The sequence below is a fragment of the Pseudomonas sp. MF6776 genome (assembly GCF_016613125.1).
GTDB lineage: Bacteria > Pseudomonadota > Gammaproteobacteria > Pseudomonadales > Pseudomonadaceae > Aquipseudomonas > Aquipseudomonas iridis.
The window spans coordinates 139,791-157,403 of the sequence record NZ_JAENSQ010000003.1; the positions used below are offsets into that span (position 1 = coordinate 139,791).

The 17,613-nt window shown below is 59.7% G+C and carries 15 protein-coding genes; all 15 read left to right on the forward strand.

Going from position 1 to position 17,613, the window contains the following annotated elements; genetic code table 11:
• The first annotated feature begins 141 nt into the window (after nt 1-141).
• Nucleotides 142-588 (forward strand): NUDIX hydrolase, encoded by a 447-nt coding sequence (locus tag JJD74_RS04475; protein WP_200611744.1) that lies wholly within the window; start codon nt 142-144, stop codon nt 586-588.
• 59 nt (nt 589-647) lie between these two features.
• Nucleotides 648-1,772, forward strand: coding sequence for a tRNA 2-thiouridine(34) synthase MnmA (gene mnmA, locus JJD74_RS04480; RefSeq protein WP_047301920.1), 1,125 nt, complete (start codon nt 648-650; stop codon nt 1,770-1,772).
• On the forward strand, nt 1,769-2,392 hold the full coding sequence (gene hflD, locus JJD74_RS04485) for a high frequency lysogenization protein HflD (RefSeq protein WP_042559860.1): 624 nt from the start codon (nt 1,769-1,771) through the stop codon (nt 2,390-2,392). The genes mnmA and hflD overlap by 4 nt, the downstream gene beginning before the upstream one ends.
• Before the next feature lie 126 nt (nt 2,393-2,518).
• The gene (gene purB / locus JJD74_RS04490) at nt 2,519-3,889 is read left to right on the forward strand and encodes an adenylosuccinate lyase (RefSeq protein ID WP_042559861.1); all 1,371 of its coding nucleotides are present in this window, start codon (nt 2,519-2,521) and stop codon (nt 3,887-3,889) included.
• A gap of 86 nt (nt 3,890-3,975) precedes the next feature.
• On the forward strand, nt 3,976-5,145 hold the full coding sequence (locus tag JJD74_RS04495) for a ribosomal protein uL16 3-hydroxylase (RefSeq protein ID WP_200611746.1): 1,170 nt from the start codon (nt 3,976-3,978) through the stop codon (nt 5,143-5,145).
• Nucleotides 5,138-5,563: a GNAT family N-acetyltransferase gene (locus tag JJD74_RS04500; RefSeq protein WP_042559863.1), complete on the forward strand. Its 426-nt coding sequence runs from the start codon at nt 5,138-5,140 to the stop codon at nt 5,561-5,563. The genes JJD74_RS04495 and JJD74_RS04500 overlap by 8 nt, the downstream gene beginning before the upstream one ends.
• 243 nt (nt 5,564-5,806) lie before the next feature.
• Complete coding sequence (locus tag JJD74_RS04505; protein WP_200611748.1) at nt 5,807-6,559, forward strand: secretin N-terminal domain-containing protein; 753 nt, start codon at nt 5,807-5,809, stop codon at nt 6,557-6,559.
• Nucleotides 6,560-7,033: 474 nt separating this feature from the next.
• On the forward strand, nt 7,034-8,359 hold the full coding sequence (gene aceA / locus JJD74_RS04510; RefSeq protein ID WP_010458877.1) for an isocitrate lyase: 1,326 nt from the start codon (nt 7,034-7,036) through the stop codon (nt 8,357-8,359).
• A 581-nt stretch (nt 8,360-8,940) separates the two neighbouring features.
• Nucleotides 8,941-9,354, forward strand: a complete 414-nt coding sequence (locus tag JJD74_RS04515; RefSeq protein ID WP_003223812.1) for an NADH-quinone oxidoreductase subunit A — start codon at nt 8,941-8,943, stop codon at nt 9,352-9,354.
• A gap of 10 nt (nt 9,355-9,364) precedes the next feature.
• A complete protein-coding gene (locus JJD74_RS04520) occupies nt 9,365-10,039 on the forward strand; it encodes a NuoB/complex I 20 kDa subunit family protein (protein WP_042559865.1) in 675 nt (224 codons plus the stop codon).
• A gap of 73 nt (nt 10,040-10,112) precedes the next feature.
• The gene (gene nuoC / locus JJD74_RS04525; RefSeq protein ID WP_047302093.1) at nt 10,113-11,897 is read left to right on the forward strand and encodes an NADH-quinone oxidoreductase subunit C/D; all 1,785 of its coding nucleotides are present in this window, start codon (nt 10,113-10,115) and stop codon (nt 11,895-11,897) included.
• Nucleotides 11,898-11,899: 2 nt separating this feature from the next.
• Nucleotides 11,900-12,397 carry an NADH-quinone oxidoreductase subunit NuoE gene (gene nuoE, locus JJD74_RS04530; RefSeq protein ID WP_042559867.1) on the forward strand — a complete coding sequence of 166 codons (498 nt, stop codon included), beginning with the start codon at nt 11,900-11,902 and terminating at the stop codon, nt 12,395-12,397.
• Entirely contained in the window at nt 12,394-13,749 is a 1,356-nt protein-coding gene (gene nuoF, locus JJD74_RS04535; RefSeq protein WP_042559868.1) for an NADH-quinone oxidoreductase subunit NuoF, read from the forward strand. Before nuoE ends, nuoF begins: the two co-directional genes overlap by 4 nt.
• A 135-nt stretch (nt 13,750-13,884) precedes the next feature.
• A complete protein-coding gene (gene nuoG / locus JJD74_RS04540; RefSeq protein ID WP_042559869.1) occupies nt 13,885-16,599 on the forward strand; it encodes an NADH-quinone oxidoreductase subunit NuoG in 2,715 nt (904 codons plus the stop codon).
• Complete coding sequence (gene nuoH, locus JJD74_RS04545; RefSeq protein ID WP_042559870.1) at nt 16,596-17,603, forward strand: NADH-quinone oxidoreductase subunit NuoH; 1,008 nt, start codon at nt 16,596-16,598, stop codon at nt 17,601-17,603. Before nuoG ends, nuoH begins: the two co-directional genes overlap by 4 nt.
• Nucleotides 17,604-17,613: the final 10 nt, after the last annotated feature.

Here is a 17,613-nt window from a genome sequence, read left to right on the forward strand (position 1 = left end):
ATCACCATAAACCCCTGTGGGAGCTGGCTTGCCAGCGGTGACGGCTTATCATCCAACATGAAGGGTGACTGACCCACCGCTATCGCCAGCAAGCCAGCTCCCTCAGGGACTGGGTTTCAACCAATAGATTGAGGAAGATTTATGGAATGGCTCCCCCACATCACCGTCGCCACCATCGTCGAGGACAACGGTCGCTTTCTGATGGTTGAAGAGCACAAGGCCGGCCGCAAAGTGCTCAACCAGCCCGCCGGTCATCTCGACCCTGACGAAACCCTGATCGATGCCGCCATTCGTGAAACCCTCGAAGAAACCGGCTGGGACGTCAAACCCACCGGCGTGGTCGGCATTTATCTGTACACCGCACCCAGCAACGGCGTGACCTACCAACGCATCTGCTTCGTCGCCAAAGCACTGAAACATCACCCGGATTATCAGCTCGACGACGGCATTGTCGGCGCCAAGTGGCTGACCCGCGACGAATTAATCGAGCAGCGCGAGCATTGGCGCAGCGAGCTGATCATCCGTTGCATCGATGATTATCTGGCCGGCCATCACTTCGGCCTCGAATTGATCCGCCCTTCTCTTTAGCCTTGAGGCCGCGAGCCTGATAGAATCGCGTCCTTTTTAAAGACACTCATTGAATCCCTATGCGTGATCCAGCCCCTTCTGACACATCCAAGAAGCGCGTCATTGTCGGCATGTCCGGCGGCGTGGACTCTTCCGTTTCCGCTCTCCTGCTGATCGAGCAGGGTTACGCGGTGGAAGGCCTGTTCATGAAGAACTGGGAAGAAGACGACGGAACGGAATACTGCACCGCCATGGACGACCTGGCGGATGCCCAGGCTGTCTGCGACAAGATCGGCATCAAGCTGCACACCGCCAACTTCGCTGCCGAGTACTGGGACAACGTGTTCGAGCACTTCCTGGCCGAATACAAGGCCGGGCGCACGCCGAACCCGGACATCCTGTGCAACCGCGAGATCAAGTTCAAGGCGTTCCTCGACTACGCCATGATGCTCGGTGCCGACCTGATCGCCACCGGCCACTACGTGCGCCGCCGCGACGTCGATGGCCGCACCGAGCTGCTCAAAGGCCTCGACGCCAACAAGGATCAAAGCTACTTCCTGCACGCCGTCGGCGGCGAACAGATCGCCAAGACCCTGTTCCCGGTCGGCGAACTGGAAAAACCTGAAGTCCGCGCAATTGCCGAGAAATACGAACTGGCGACCGCCAAGAAGAAGGATTCCACCGGGATCTGCTTCATCGGCGAACGGCGCTTCAGCGACTTCCTCAAGCAGTACCTGCCGGCACAGCCGGGCGAGATCAAGACCACCGAAGGCGAAGTCATCGGCCGTCACCACGGCTTGATGTACCACACCATCGGTCAGCGTCAGGGCCTGGGCATCGGCGGCCTGAAAGATGCCGGCGATGAGCCGTGGTACGTGCTGCGCAAAGATCTGGACAACAACGAACTGATCGTCGGCCAGGGCAACAACCATCCGTGGTTGTTCTCCGGCGCCCTGCTCGCCTCGGAAATCTACTGGGTCAACCCGGTCGACCTGAGCCAGCCACGTCGCCTGACCGCCAAAGTGCGTTATCGCCAGAGCGATCAGGCCTGCACGCTGGAGCAGACTGCAACCGGCTACCGCGCCGTGTTCGATGAGCCGCAACGCGCGGTAACACCGGGCCAATCCGTGGTGTTCTATGACGGTGAAATCTGCCTCGGCGGCGGCGTGATCGAAGTCGCCGAGCCATGGAGTGGTCAGGCATGAGCCCGACTCAGGAGCAACTGACGGCCCTGGGTGGCGTATTTCTCGCCGCCGTGCTGGTCGACCGGATCGCCAAAAGCGGCCAGACCAGCGAAGCCGGCCTGACCTGCATGCTCGGCAGTCTGTTGGTACGCGACCCGAAAGACACGCTGGACGTATACGGCGGCGACGACCTCAATCTGCGCGAAGGCTATCGCGCACTGATCGGCGCCCTTGAACGCGATCCGAGCACGTTGCAGCGCGAACCGTTGCGCTATGCCTTGTCGATGCTTGGTCTCGAGCGGCAACTGGCCAAGCGCGACGACATGCTCGATGCGATCGGCAAGCGTCTGCCGCAGATCCAGTCCCAGGTCGAGCATTTCGGCCCGGCGCACGAAAACGTCATTGCCGCATGCGGCGCGCTGTATCAGGACACCCTGAGCACGCTGCGCCAACGCATTCAGGTGCACGGCGACATGCGCAACCTGCAACAGCCGAGCAATGCCTCGAAGATTCGTGCCCTGCTGCTCGCCGGGATTCGCTCGGCGCGCCTGTGGCGTCAGCTCGGCGGCCATCGCTGGCAGCTGGTGATCAGCCGACGCAAGCTGCTCAAAGAGCTGTATCCGCTGATGCGCAGCGAGTAAATCGCCCGCAACAAACGCTTTGAAGTCTGTAACGCGTAATACGCCGGTCAGTTGGCAACGGACCGGCGGATTTTTTCATGTATGATACGCGCCCCATTTCGTTGCCCGACTGTCCGAGAACACCCCATGCAGCTTTCTTCGCTCACTGCGGTTTCCCCTGTTGACGGCCGCTACGCCGGCAAAACCCAGGCCCTGCGCCCGATTTTCAGCGAGTACGGTCTGATCCGTGCCCGTGTTCTGGTTGAAGTGCGCTGGCTCCAGCGCCTGGCCGCCCACGCCGGTATCCCTGAAGTGCCAGCGTTCTCCGCCGAGGCCAACGCCGTTCTCAATGAACTGGCTGAAAACTTCTCGCTGGAGCACGCCGAGCGCGTCAAAGAGATCGAGCGCACCACCAACCACGACGTCAAGGCGATCGAATACCTGCTCAAAGAGCAAGCCGCCAAACTGCCCGAGCTGGCCGCCGTCAGCGAATTCATCCACTTTGCCTGCACCAGCGAGGACATCAACAACCTGTCCCACGCCCTGATGCTGCGCGAAGGCCGTGACGATGTAATGCTGCCGCTGATGCGTCAGACCTGCGACGCCATCCGCGAGCTGGCAATCCGTTTCGCCGACGTGCCGATGCTGTCGCGCACCCACGGCCAACCAGCCTCCCCGACCACTCTGGGTAAAGAACTGGCGAACGTGGTTTACCGCCTCGAGCGTCAAATCGCTCAAGTCGCTGCCGTTCCGCTGCTGGGCAAGATCAACGGCGCTGTCGGCAACTACAACGCTCACCTGTCGGCTTACCCGCAGATCGACTGGGAAGCCAACGCCCGCGCCTTCATCGAAGACGAGCTGGGTCTGGGTTTCAACCCGTACACCACGCAGATCGAACCGCACGACTACATCGCCGAGCTGTTCGACGCCATTGCGCGCTTCAACACTATTCTGATCGACTTCGACCGTGACATCTGGGGCTACATCTCCCTGGGTTACTTCAAGCAGCGCACCATCGCTGGCGAAATCGGTTCGTCGACCATGCCGCACAAGGTCAACCCGATCGACTTCGAAAACTCCGAAGGCAACCTGGGCATCGCCAACGCGCTGTTCCAGCACCTGGCGAGCAAACTGCCGATCTCCCGCTGGCAGCGCGACCTGACCGACTCCACCGTACTGCGTAACCTCGGTGTCGGCTTCGCCCACAGCGTGATCGCGTACGAAGCCAGCCTCAAAGGCATCAGCAAGCTTGAGCTGAATGCGCAGAAGATCGCCGCTGATCTGGACGCTTGCTGGGAAGTTCTGGCTGAGCCAATCCAGACCGTGATGCGTCGCTACAACATCGAAAACCCGTACGAGAAGCTGAAAGAATTGACCCGCGGCAAGGGCATCAGCCCTGAAGCGTTGCAGACTTTCATTGATGGTCTGGACATGCCAGCCGAAGCGAAAGCCGAGCTGAAACTGCTGACCCCGGCCAACTACATCGGTAACGCTGTAGCGCAAGCCAAACGCATCTGATTGACCGCTTGACCCGTTTGAGACGCCCGGCCGCGCCGGGCGTTTTTATTCCCGTCTGAAAAGTGCTTTTTTTCAATAGGTTACATATGAATTCCGATATTCCTCTTCAACTTCTGGGCGGCCTCACGGCGCGCGAATTCCTGCGCGACTACTGGCAGAAAAAGCCACTGCTGATCCGTCAGGCGATTCCTGACTTCGAAAGCCCGATCGACGCCGACGAACTGGCCGGCCTGGCCCTGGAAGAAGAAGTTGAATCGCGCCTGGTTATCGAGCACGGCGAGCGCCCATGGGAGCTGCGTCGCGGTCCGTTCGCTGAAGACGAATTCAGCAAATTGCCGGAAAAAGAGTGGACCCTGCTCGTTCAGGCAGTCGACCAGTTCGTGCCGGAAGTCAGCGAGCTGCTGGAAAGCTTCCGCTTTCTGCCGAGCTGGCGCGTCGACGACGTGATGATCAGTTACGCCGCACCAGGTGGCAGCGTTGGTCCGCACTTCGACAACTACGACGTGTTCCTGCTGCAAGGTCACGGCAAGCGCAACTGGAAAATCGGCCAGATGTGCGATTCCGAGAGCCCGCTGCTGCAACACGCAGACCTGCGCATCCTCGCTGAATTCGAACAGACTGAAGAGTGGGTTCTGGAACCGGGCGACATGCTTTACCTGCCGCCGCGCCTGGCTCACTGCGGCGTCGCCGTGGATAACTGCATGACCTACTCGGTCGGTTTCCGCGCACCAAGCGCATCCGAAGTGCTGACCCACTTCACCGATTTTCTCAGCCAGTTCCTGACTGACGAAGAGCGCTACACCGATGCCGACGCGCAGCCAGCGGTCGATCCGCATCAGATTCAACACGACGCACTGGATCGCCTGAAGAGCCTGCTCGCCGAGCACATGAGCGACGAGCGCCTGTTGCTGACCTGGTTCGGCCAGTACATGACCGAGCCGCGCTACCCGGAACTGGTCGTCGGCCCGGAAGAAGTCGAAGAAGAAGACTTCCTCAGCGCCCTGCAGGATGGCGCCGTGCTGATCCGCAACCCAAGCGCACGTCTGGCGTGGTCGGAAGTCGATGACGATCTGCTGCTGTTCGCCAGCGGCCAGAGCCGTTACCTGCCGGGCAAACTGCGTGAGCTGCTGAAACTGATCTGCGCCGCCGATGCCTTGCATGTCGACAACCTTGGCGAGTGGCTGAACGACGAAGACGGTCGTGGCCTGTTGTGCGAACTGGTCAAGCAAGGGAGCCTGGGGTTCGCCGATGAATAAGATTCGCGTACGTGTCGCAGATTGGCAAAAGGACATCGCCGAGATCCGCCGCATTCGTGAGACGGTATTTATCGCTGAGCAATCGGTGCCACCTGAGCTGGAGTGGGACGCGGATGACGCAAGCGCGGTGCATTTTCTGGCCTTTGAAGGCGACTTTCCGATCGGCACTGCGCGCCTGCTGCCCGACGGGCACATCGGCCGGGTGTCGGTGCTCAAAGACTGGCGCGGCATGAAGGTCGGTGATGCGCTGATGCAAGCGGTCATCGCTGAAGCTGAAGCGCGCGGTCTGAAGCAGCAGATGCTCAGCGCTCAGGTGCAGGCTACGGCGTTTTATGAGCGCCTGGGTTTCAGCCTGGTCAGTGAAGAGTTCCTGGAAGCAGGGATTCCGCACGTCGATATGGTTCGCCATTCGGCTTAAAACCGAGGCGTGGCCTTCGCGAGCAGGCTCGCTCCCACAGGGAACCTCAGTGGACACAGATTTGTGTCAAACAGAAAACCACTGTGGGAGCGAGCATTAGCTCGCGAAGAGGCCATGAAGCACACTGTAAAACGCCCCGACATCCCACGATGCCGGGGCGTTTTGCTGTCTACGATTCAACTTGCCCCACCCCAGGCCGACAAACTGGCAATATCAAGCCTTTCGAAAGCGGAGATAACGGACATGTCCCTACGCACCCTGCTCACCACCCTGCTGCTCGGCTGCAGTTTTTCGGTGATGGCAGCCACAGAAGTCGTCCCCCTCAAGTACCGCACCAGCGCCGACATGCTGCCGATGGCGCAAGACTTCATCGGCAAGGACGGCCAGGTCAGCGCCTATGGCAACCAGTTGATCGTCAAAGCCGAGCAGGACAAGATCGAGGAACTAAAGGCGCTGATCACTCAGCTCGACACGGCGCCAAAACGCCTGCTGATCACCGTCGACACCAATGAAAACAACGGCCGTGGCGATGAAGGTTATTCGGTCAATGGTGCGCAGACCCGCATCATCAGCCGCAGCACCTCCAGCCGTGACGGCGGCGTCCAGCAAGTCCAGGCCACCGACGGCATGCCGGCGCTGATCCAGGTCGGCCAGAGCGTGCCGATCACCAGCAGCCAGAGCAACTCCTACGGCGATTACAGCAGCCAGACCGAGTACCGCAACGTCACCCAGGGTTTCTACGTCACCGCCAGCGTCACCGGCGACATCGTTCACGTGGCAATCACGACCAATCGCGACCGTATGAGCCAGGAACGTCCCGATGTAGTGAACGTGCAAAGTACCGACACAACCGTCAGCGGACGTCTCGGCGAGTGGATCACTCTGGCCGGCGTGAATCGCCAGACTCAGGCCGACAAACAGGGCCTGGCCCGCAGCTACTCGACTCAAGGCCGGGATGACATGACCTTGAAGGTAAAAGTCGAAGCCTTGGACTAAACCACCGAAAACTGACTGATTAGTCGTATTAGACGAAAGATGTAGTGCTTGAAAAAAAGCACTACAAAACGTTTGACGAGGCAAAAAAGCGAAGGCATGATGGCCTCGCTCCCGCTAATCAGAGGCCCTGGCAAGGGTCTTCGAAGCGATGTTCGCATCTACCCCGCGAACCGCTTCGTGTCTGTACCGCCCACAAGGTGTGTTTGACGAGGTTGCCGACTGGAACGAAGTTGTCCCGAGGGACGGAAGCGTAATTAGGTAACCCGGCTTCACGCTGTAGTTCGTACAAAGGCCCACGACGCCCGAATGCGCCCGCAGTCCGCCCTTACCTGCTCACTTCCCCTCGAGCCCATCGTTCATCCCGTCGCCTACCCCGCCGAATCCGACTTGACCGCCTAAGCTTCTGGTCAGCGAGCGCAGGAATTTTCCACCGCAGAACAACTTTTCATAAAAGACGCGACGAGGTTTATCTCCATGGCACTGACACGCGAACAGCAAATTGCAGCCCTCGAAAAAGACTGGGCTGAAAACCCGCGCTGGAAAGGCGTGACCCGCGCTTACTCCGCTGCTGACGTCGTCCGCCTGCGTGGCTCGGTTCAACCTGAGCACACTTTTGCAAAACTCGGCGCCGAGAAGCTGTGGAACCTGGTCACCCAGGGTGCCAAGCCGTCCTTCCGTCCAGACAAAGATTTCGTCAACTGCATGGGCGCCCTGACCGGCGGCCAGGCTGTTCAGCAGGTCAAGGCCGGTATCCAGGCCATTTACCTGTCCGGCTGGCAAGTCGCTGCGGACAACAACTCCGCAGAATCGATGTACCCGGACCAGTCGCTGTACCCGGTGGACTCGGTTCCAACCGTGGTCAAGCGCATCAACAACTCGTTCCGTCGTGCTGACCAGATCCAGTGGAAAGCCGGCAAAGGCCCGGGCGACGAAGGCTACATCGACTACTTCGCGCCGATCGTGGCTGACGCCGAAGCCGGTTTCGGCGGCGTGCTGAACGCTTACGAGCTGATGAAGAGCATGATCGAAGCAGGCGCCGCCGGCGTTCACTTCGAAGACCAACTGGCTTCCGTGAAAAAATGCGGCCACATGGGCGGCAAAGTACTGGTTCCTACTCAGGAAGCCGTACAGAAGCTGACCGCTGCACGTCTGGCTGCTGACGTTGCCGGTACACCGACCATCATTCTGGCGCGTACCGATGCGAACGCTGCTGACCTGCTGACTTCCGATTGCGACCCGTACGACCAGCCGTTCGTGACTGGCGAGCGTACTCAGGAAGGTTTCTACAAGGTTCGTGCCGGTCTGGACCAAGCAATCGCCCGTGGCCTGGCTTACGCACCGTACGCCGACCTGATCTGGTGCGAAACCGCCAAGCCGGATCTGGACGAAGCCCGTCGCTTTGCTGAAGCGATCAAAAAGGAATACCCGGACCAACTGCTGTCGTACAACTGCTCGCCTTCCTTCAACTGGAAGAAAAACCTGGACGACGCGACCATCGCCAAGTTCCAGCGCGAACTGTCCGCCATGGGCTACAAGCACCAGTTCATCACCCTGGCCGGCATTCACAACATGTGGCACAGCATGTTCAACCTGGCGCACGACTACGCCCGCAACGACATGACTGCCTACGTGAAGCTGCAAGAGCAGGAATTCGCTGACGCCTCCAAGGGTTACACCTTCGTGGCGCACCAGCAGGAAGTGGGCACCGGCTACTTCGACGACATGACCACCGTGATTCAAGGTGGCACGTCTTCGGTAACCGCGCTGACCGGTTCGACCGAAGAAGAACAGTTCCACTGATCGACTTCACTGAGTAAACGGCCGTTGCGCAACGATTAAAAGCTAACCGCAGCGCTGCACATCTGACGCCCCGACTGGTTCGGGGCGTTTTTTTTCGCCTGCGATTCCTCAAACGCCACAGACCTCTTGTGGGAGCGAGCCTGCTCGCTCCCACAGGTGTCGTCTTCAGCCTGCAAGACAAAACATTGATCCAGATCGGCATTCGCGCCAGGAAAATCAGCTAAAACGGACGCCGCCGCTACTTGCAGTAATGGGTATATAAGACAACTTCCCAACGACTGCGCCGCTAAATAGTTACAAAACCATCCCAAACGATATTAATTATCATTCAGTCACAACTATGTTCGTTACATCCACGACAAAACATTATTCATTGAAACCCGGCTAATGCCCGCAACGCATGGGCCTCAGGGCATTCGAGGTGCGCTATGTCCTTATTCCAATAAATAATTTCGCTATAGGAATTTTACTTGCTGGGTGTTTAGCCATAAAATCAGCGCGATTGATTGCTGCGACATATCGTCACTGCCTATTTCTTTATCAAGCTCAGAGACCTTTGCTCTCTGTTAAGGATTACCAGCATGCCCGAAGCGACAGGACTCATGGCCCACAACTGGGGCTTTGCCATTTTCCTTTTGGGTGTCGTCGGCCTGTGTGCCTTCATGCTTGGTGTCTCCAGCCTCCTCGGGTCAAAAGCCTGGGGCCGCAGCAAAAACGAGCCGTTCGAGTCTGGCATGCTACCTACCGGTGGCGCCCGCTTGCGGCTCTCAGCCAAATTCTATCTGGTCGCGATGCTCTTCGTGATCTTCGATATCGAAGCCCTCTTTCTCTTTGCATGGTCTGTGTCCGTCCGCGAAAGCGGCTGGACCGGATTCGTCGAAGCTCTCGTTTTCATAGCAATTCTGTTGGCAGGTCTTGTCTACCTGTTCCGAGTGGGCGCCCTTGACTGGGCTCCGGAAGCTCGTCGCAAGCGGCAGGCGAAGCTGAAACAATGAGGCTTTGGCAATGCAATACAATCTCACCAGGATCGACCCCGATGCTCCTAACGATCAGTACCCGATCGGCGAACGGGAAACCGTTTCCGATCCGTTAGAGGATCAAGTTCACAAAAACATTTTCATGGGCAAGCTCGAAGACGTGCTGAGTGGCGCGGTCAACTGGGGACGTAAAAACTCCCTGTGGCCGTACAACTTCGGCCTGTCGTGCTGCTACGTGGAAATGACCACCGCCTTCACGGCACCCCACGACATCGCGCGCTTTGGCGCCGAAGTTATCCGGGCATCGCCGCGTCAGGCCGACTTCATGGTTATCGCCGGTACCTGCTTCATCAAGATGGCGCCGATCATTCAGCGTCTCTATGAGCAAATGCTCGAACCGAAATGGGTTATCTCCATGGGTTCGTGCGCCAACTCCGGCGGCATGTACGACATCTACTCTGTGGTTCAAGGGGTGGACAAGTTCCTGCCGGTGGACGTCTACGTACCTGGCTGCCCGCCCCGTCCAGAAGCATTTCTGCAAGGCTTGATGCTGTTGCAGGAATCGATTGGCAAGGAGCGTCGCCCGCTTTCCTGGGTCGTTGGTGATCAAGGCGTTTATCGCGCCGACATGCCTTCGCAGAAGGAACAGCGCCGCGAACAGCGAATCGCAGTGACTAACCTGCGCAGCCCTGACGAAGTCTGATCCAGATCTGTTCTTACCAAGAAACGAGAAGCTGGCTTCATTCTTTACGTTGACCGAAAGCGAAAAAATAACCATGACTACAGGCAGCGCTCTGTACATCCCGCCTTATAAGGCAGACGACCAGGATGTGGTCGTTGAATTGAACAACCGTTTTGGCCCAGAGGCGTTCACCGCCCAGCCAACCCGCACCGGCATGCCGGTGCTGTGGGTGGCGCGTGCCAGACTCGTCGAAGTCCTGACTTTCCTGCGCAACCTGCCCAAGCCGTACGTCATGCTCTATGACCTGCACGGCGTGGACGAGCGTCTGCGCACCAAGCGTCAAGGGCTGCCATCGGACGCCGAGTTCACCGTGTTCTATCACCTCATGTCGCTTGAGCGTAATAGTGACGTGATGATCAAGGTCGCCTTGTCCGAGAGCGACCTGAGCTTGCCGACCGTCACCAGCATCTGGCCGAACGCCAACTGGTACGAGCGTGAAGTCTGGGACATGTACGGCATCGACTTCAAAGGCCACCCGCACCTGTCGCGCATCATGATGCCGCCGACCTGGGAAGGTCACCCGCTGCGCAAGGACTTCCCGGCGCGCGCCACCGAATTCGATCCGTACAGCCTCAACCTCGCCAAGCAACAGCTTGAGGAAGAAGCCGCGCGCTTCCGTCCTGAAGACTGGGGCATGAAGCGTTCCGGCGTGAACGAGGACTACATGTTCCTCAACCTGGGCCCGAACCACCCTTCGGCTCACGGTGCATTCCGTATCATTCTGCAACTGGACGGTGAAGAAATCGTCGACTGCGTTCCGGACATCGGCTACCACCACCGTGGCGCCGAGAAGATGGCCGAGCGTCAGTCCTGGCACAGCTTCATCCCGTACACCGACCGTATCGACTACCTCGGCGGCGTGATGAACAACCTGCCGTACGTGCTCTCGGTCGAGAAGCTGGCCGGCATCAAGGTGCCCGAGAAGGTCGACGTCATCCGCATCATGATGGCCGAGTTCTTCCGGATCACCAGCCACCTGCTGTTCCTGGGTACTTACATCCAGGACGTTGGCGCAATGACGCCGGTGTTCTTCACCTTCACCGACCGCCAGAAGGCGTACACGGTGATCGAAGCCATTACCGGTTTCCGTCTGCACCCGGCCTGGTACCGCATCGGTGGCGTTGCCCACGACCTGCCACGCGGTTGGGAAAAACTGGTGAAAGACTTCGTTGAATGGCTGCCAAAACGCCTCGACGAATACACCAAGGCTGCCCTGCAGAACAGCATCCTCAAGGGTCGTACCATCGGCGTTGCCGCCTACAACACCAAAGAGGCCCTGGAATGGGGCGTCACCGGTGCCGGCCTGCGTTCGACCGGTTGCGATTTCGACCTGCGTAAAGCGCGTCCGTACTCGGGCTACGAGAACTTCGAGTTCGAAGTGCCGCTGGCCGCCAACGGCGATGCCTACGACCGCTGCATGGTGCGCGTTGAAGAAATGCGCCAGAGCATCAAGATCATCGACCAGTGCATGCGCAACATGCCGGAGGGCCCGTACAAGGCGGATCACCCGCTGACCACGCCGCCGCCCAAAGAGCGCACGCTGCAGCACATCGAAACCTTGATCACGCACTTCCTGCAAGTTTCGTGGGGCCCGGTCATGCCGGCCAACGAATCCTTCCAGATGATCGAAGCGACCAAGGGCATCAACAGTTATTACCTGACGAGCGACGGCGGCACCATGAGCTACCGTACCCGGATCCGCACTCCAAGCTTCCCGCATCTGCAACAGATCCCTTCGGTGATCAAAGGCAGCATGGTCGCGGACTTGATTGCGTACCTGGGTAGTATCGACTTCGTTATGGCCGACGTGGACCGCTAAGCATGAACAGCACGCTTATCCAGACAGACCGTTTCACCTTGAGTGAAACCGAGCGCTCGGCCATCGAGCACGAGCTGCATCACTACGAAGACCCGCGCGCGGCGTCGATCGAAGCCCTGAAGATCGTTCAGAAAGAACGTGGCTGGGTGCCGGATGGCGCCCTGTACGCCATCGGCGAGATGCTCGGCATCCCGGCCAGCGACGTTGAAGGTGTGGCGACGTTCTATAGCCAGATCTTCCGTCAGCCTGTCGGCCGTCACATCATTCGCGTCTGCGACAGCATGGTCTGCTACATCGGTGGCCACGAGTCGGTGGTCAGCGAAATCCAGAACAATCTGGGCATCGGCCTGGGTCAGACCACCACCGACGGTCGTTTCACCCTGCTTCCTGTCTGCTGCCTCGGCAACTGCGACAAGGCACCGGCGCTGATGATCGACGACGACACCTTTGGTGATGTGCAGCCTGCCGGCGTCGCCAAACTGCTCGAGGGCTACGTATGACCCTGACATCTTTCGGTCCTGCCAACCGCATTCAGCGGTCGGCCGAGACCCACCCCCTGACCTGGCGTCTGCGTGACGACGGCGAAGCCGTGTGGCTCGACGAGTACCAGGCCAAGAACGGTTACGCCGCAGCGCGCAAAGCCTTCGCCGACATGAGCCAGGACGACATCGTCCAGACCGTGAAAGACGCAGGCCTCAAAGGTCGCGGCGGTGCAGGCTTCCCCACGGGCGTCAAGTGGGGCCTGATGCCCAAGGACGAATCCATCAACATCCGCTACCTGCTGTGCAACGCGGATGAAATGGAGCCGAACACCTGGAAAGACCGCATGCTGATGGAGCAACTGCCCCATCTGCTGATCGAAGGCATGCTGATCAGCGCGCGCGCGCTGAAAACCTACCGTGGCTATATCTTCCTGCGTGGCGAGTACACCACCGCCGCCAAGCACCTCAACCGTGCCGTGGAAGAAGCCAAGGCTGCTGGCCTGCTGGGCAAGAACATTCTGGGCTCAGGCTTCGATTTCGAGCTGTTCGTCCACACCGGCGCCGGGCGTTACATCTGCGGTGAAGAAACCGCACTGATCAACTCCCTCGAAGGCCGCCGCGCCAACCCGCGCTCCAAGCCGCCCTTCCCTGCCGCCGTCGGCGTGTGGGGCAAGCCGACTTGCGTGAACAACGTCGAAACCCTGTGCAACGTGCCGGCGATCATTGCCGACGGCGTTGACTGGTACAAATCGTTGGCTCGCGAAGGCTCTGAAGACATGGGCACCAAGCTCATGGGCTTCTCCGGCAAGGTCAAGAATCCGGGTCTGTGGGAATTGCCATTCGGCGTCACCGGTCGCGAGTTGTTCGAAGACTACGCCGGCGGCATGCGCGACGGTTTCAAACTCAAGGCCTGGCAGCCAGGCGGGGCCGGTACCGGTTTCCTCCTGCCAGAACACCTCGACGCACAAATGTACGCCGGCGGCATTGCCAAAGTAGGCACCCGTATGGGTACCGGTCTGGCCATGGCGGTGGATGACAGCGTCAACATGGTCTCGCTGCTGCGCAACATGGAGCAGTTCTTCGCCCGCGAATCCTGCGGTTTCTGCACCCCGTGCCGCGATGGCTTGCCATGGAGCGTCAAGCTCTTGATGGCCATCGAACAGGGCAAGGGTCAGCCAGGCGACATCGAGACCCTGCTGGGTCTGGTCGGTTTCCTCGGCCCGGGCAAAACCTTCTGTGCTCACGCACCGGGTGCCGTGGAGCCGTTGGGCAGTGCCATCAAATACTTCCGTCCAGAGTTCGAAGCCGGTATCGCGCCTGCAAGCGCCGCCGTCCCGCCTCTGGCAAGGCCGATCGTAATCGGCGCGTAAACGCTTAAAAGGCGAAGGGTCCGTGCCCTTCGCCTTTCGTCCGATGACGCCTTTCGGGGCTGACTGGATTCGGACGGATAACAAGATTCCATTAGCCACGCCCGCTGACACCGGGCCAACGAAGACCTTTGAACCATGGCCACTATCCACGTAGACGGCAAAGCGCTCGAAGTCGACGGGGCAGACAACCTGTTACAGGCATGTCTGTCGCTGGGCCTCGACATTCCATATTTCTGCTGGCACCCCGCGCTAGGTAGCGTCGGGGCCTGCCGCCAGTGCGCGGTCAAGCAGTACACCGACGAGAACGACACCCGTGGTCGCATCGTCATGTCCTGCATGACGCCCGCCACCGACAACACCTGGATCTCCATCGACGATGATGAGTCCAAGGCATTCCGCGCCAGTGTTGTCGAATGGCTGATGACCAACCACCCGCACGACTGCCCTGTGTGCGAAGAAGGCGGTCACTGCCACCTGCAAGACATGACAGTGATGACCGGCCACAACGAGCGCCGTTATCGCTTCACCAAACGTACTCACCAGAATCAGCAACTGGGCCCGTTCATTTCCCACGAAATGAACCGCTGCATCGCTTGCTACCGCTGCGTGCGTTTCTATAAAGACTACGCTGGCGGCACCGACCTCGGTGTGTTCGGCGCCCACGACAACGTGTACTTCGGTCGCGTCGAAGATGGCACCCTCGAAAGCGAGTTCTCCGGCAACCTCACCGAGGTCTGCCCGACCGGTGTGTTCACCGACAAGACTCACTCCGAGCGCTACAACCGCAAGTGGGACATGCAGTTCTCGCCGAGCATCTGCCATGGCTGCTCGAGCGGTTGCAACATCTCCCCGGGCGAGCGTTACGGCGAACTGCGTCGCATCGAAAACCGTTTCAACGGTTCGGTGAACCAATACTTCCTGTGCGACCGTGGCCGTTTCGGTTATGGCTACGTCAACCGCACCGACCGTCCACGTCAGCCGCTGCTGGCCGACGGCACCAAGCTGAGCCTCGACGCTGCGCTGGATAAAGCCGCCGATCTGCTGCGCGGTCGCAACATCGTCGGTATCGGTTCGCCGCGTGCCAGCCTCGAAAGCAACTACGCGTTGCGTGAACTGGTAGGCGCCGAACACTTCTACTCGGGTATCGAAGCGTCCGAACTGGAGCGCATCCGTCTGGTTCTGCAAGTGCTGAATGACAGCCCGCTGCCAGTACCGAACATGCGTGACATCGAAGACCACGACGCCATCTTCGTGCTCGGTGAAGACCTGACCCAGACCGCCGCCCGTATGGCGTTGTCGCTGCGTCAGTCGGTCAAGGGCAAAGCCGAAGAAATGGCCGACGCCATGCGCGTCCAGCCATGGCTCGATGCCGCGGTGAAGAACATCGGTCAGCACGCGCTGAACCCGCTGTTCATTGCCAGCCTGGCTGAAACCAAGCTCGACGACATCGCCGAAGAATGCGTTCACGCAGCTCCGGACGATCTGGCGCGCATCGGTTTTGCTGTGGCTCACGCACTGGATGCCAGCGCACCGGCTGTTGAAGGCCTGGACGCTGAAGCACTGGAACTGGCCAAGCGCATCGCTGATGCCCTGCTCGCCGCCAAGCGTCCGCTGATCATCGCCGGTACTTCGCTGGGTTCCAAAGCGCTGATCGAGGCTGCTGCCAATATCGCGAAGGCTCTGAAGCTGCGTGAGAAGAACGGTTCCATCAGCCTGATCGTGCCGGAAGCCAACAGCCTCGGCTTGGCGATGCTCGGTGGCGAATCGGTTGATGCTGCGCTGCAAGCAGTGATTGATGGCAAGGCCGACGCTATCGTCGTGCTGGAAAACGATCTCTACACCCGCACCGCCAAAGACAAGGTCGATGCAGCCCTGAACGCCGCGAAAGTGGTGATCGTCGCTGACCATCAGAAAACCGCTACCAGTGATCGCGCGCATCTGGTTCTGCCAGCCGCGAGCTTTGCTGAAGGCGACGGTACGCTGGTCAGCCAGGAAGGTCGCGCCCAGCGTTTCTTCCAGGTTTTCGATCCGCAATACCTGGACGCGAGCATTCTGGTGCACGAAGGCTGGCGCTGGCTGCACGCCCTGCGCGCCACCCTGCTGAATCAGCCAATCGACTGGACGCAACTCGACCACGTGACCGCTGCCGTTGCTTCGAGCACCGCGCAACTGGCGCGTATTGTCGACGCTGCACCGTCCGCGGCGTTCCGTATCAAGGGTCTGAAACTGGCGCGTGAGCCGCTGCGTTATTCCGGTCGCACCGCGATGCGCGCCGACATCAGCGTTCACGAACCTCGCACCCCGCAAGACAAAGACACCGCGTTCGCCTTCTCCATGGAAGGTTACTCGGGCTCTGCCGAACCGCGTCAGCAAGTGCCGTTTGCCTGGTCGCCGGGCTGGAACTCGCCGCAAGCCTGGAACAAGTTCCAGGACGAAGTCGGTGGTCACCTGCGCGCTGGCGATCCGGGCACCCGCCTGATCGAAAGCACTGGCGATTCGCTGAACTGGTTCGCTGCCGCGCCGCGTGCGTTCAACCCGATGCCGGGTACCTGGCAAGCCGTGCCGTTCTTCCACCTGTTCGGCAGCGAAGAAACCTCTTCGAAAGCCGCTCCGGTTCAGGAACGCATTCCGGCGGCTTACGTTGCACTGGCCAAGTCCGAAGCGGATCGCCTGGGCGTCAACGAAGGTGCGCTGCTGAGCCTGAACGTGGCCGGTCAGACCCTGCGTCTGCCGCTGCGCATCAATGAAGAACTGGGCGCAGGTCTGGTGGCATTGCCTGCGGGCATCGCCGGCATTCCACCGGCATTCGCCGGCGTATCCGTCGACGGTCTGCAGGAGGCAGCGCAATGACCTGGTTCACCCCTGAAGTGATCGATGTGATCCTGACGGTCGTCAAAGCCATCGTGATTCTGCTGGCCGTTGTGGTCGCGGGCGCGTTGCTCAGCTTTGTCGAACGTCGCCTGCTGGGCTGGTGGCAGGACCGTTACGGTCCGAACCGCGTTGGTCCGTTTGGTATGTTCCAGATCGCCGCCGACATGTTGAAGATGTTCTTCAAGGAAGACTGGACGCCACCGTTTGCCGACAAGGTGATTTTCACCCTGGCACCGGTTGTGGCCATGTCGGCCTTGCTGATTGCGTTCGCGATCATCCCGATCACCCCGACCTGGGGTGTCGCGGACCTGAACATCGGCCTGCTGTTCTTCTTCGCCATGGCCGGCCTGTCGGTCTACGCGGTGCTGTTCGCCGGCTGGTCGAGTAACAACAAGTTCGCCCTGCTGGGTGCCTTGCGTGCCTCGGCGCAGACCGTGTCCTACGAAGTGTTCATGGGCCTGGCCCTGATGGGCATCGTGGTGCAGGTCGGCTCGTTCAACATGCGCGACATCGTCGAGTACCAGGCGCAGAACCTGTGGTTCATCATTCCGCAGTTCTTCGGCTTCTGTACCTTCTTCATCGCTGGCGTCGCCGTGACTCACCGTCACCCGTTCGACCAGCCGGAAGCGGAACAGGAACTGGCTGACGGTTACCACATTGAATACGCCGGCATGAAATGGGGCATGTTCTTCGTTGGCGAATACATCGGCATCATCTTGATCTCGGCGCTGCTGGTCACCCTGTTCTTCGGTGGCTGGCACGGTCCGTTCGGCATCCTGCCGCAACTGTCGTTCCTGTGGTTCGCCCTGAAGACCGCGTTCTTCATCATGCTGTTCATCCTGCTGCGCGCCTCTATCCCGCGTCCGCGTTATGACCAGGTGATGGACTTCAGCTGGAAGTTCTGCCTGCCACTGACCCTGATCAATTTGCTGGTGACCGCTGCGGTTGTGTTGTTGAACACGCCCGCGGTTGCGGTTCAGTGAGGATTTGACC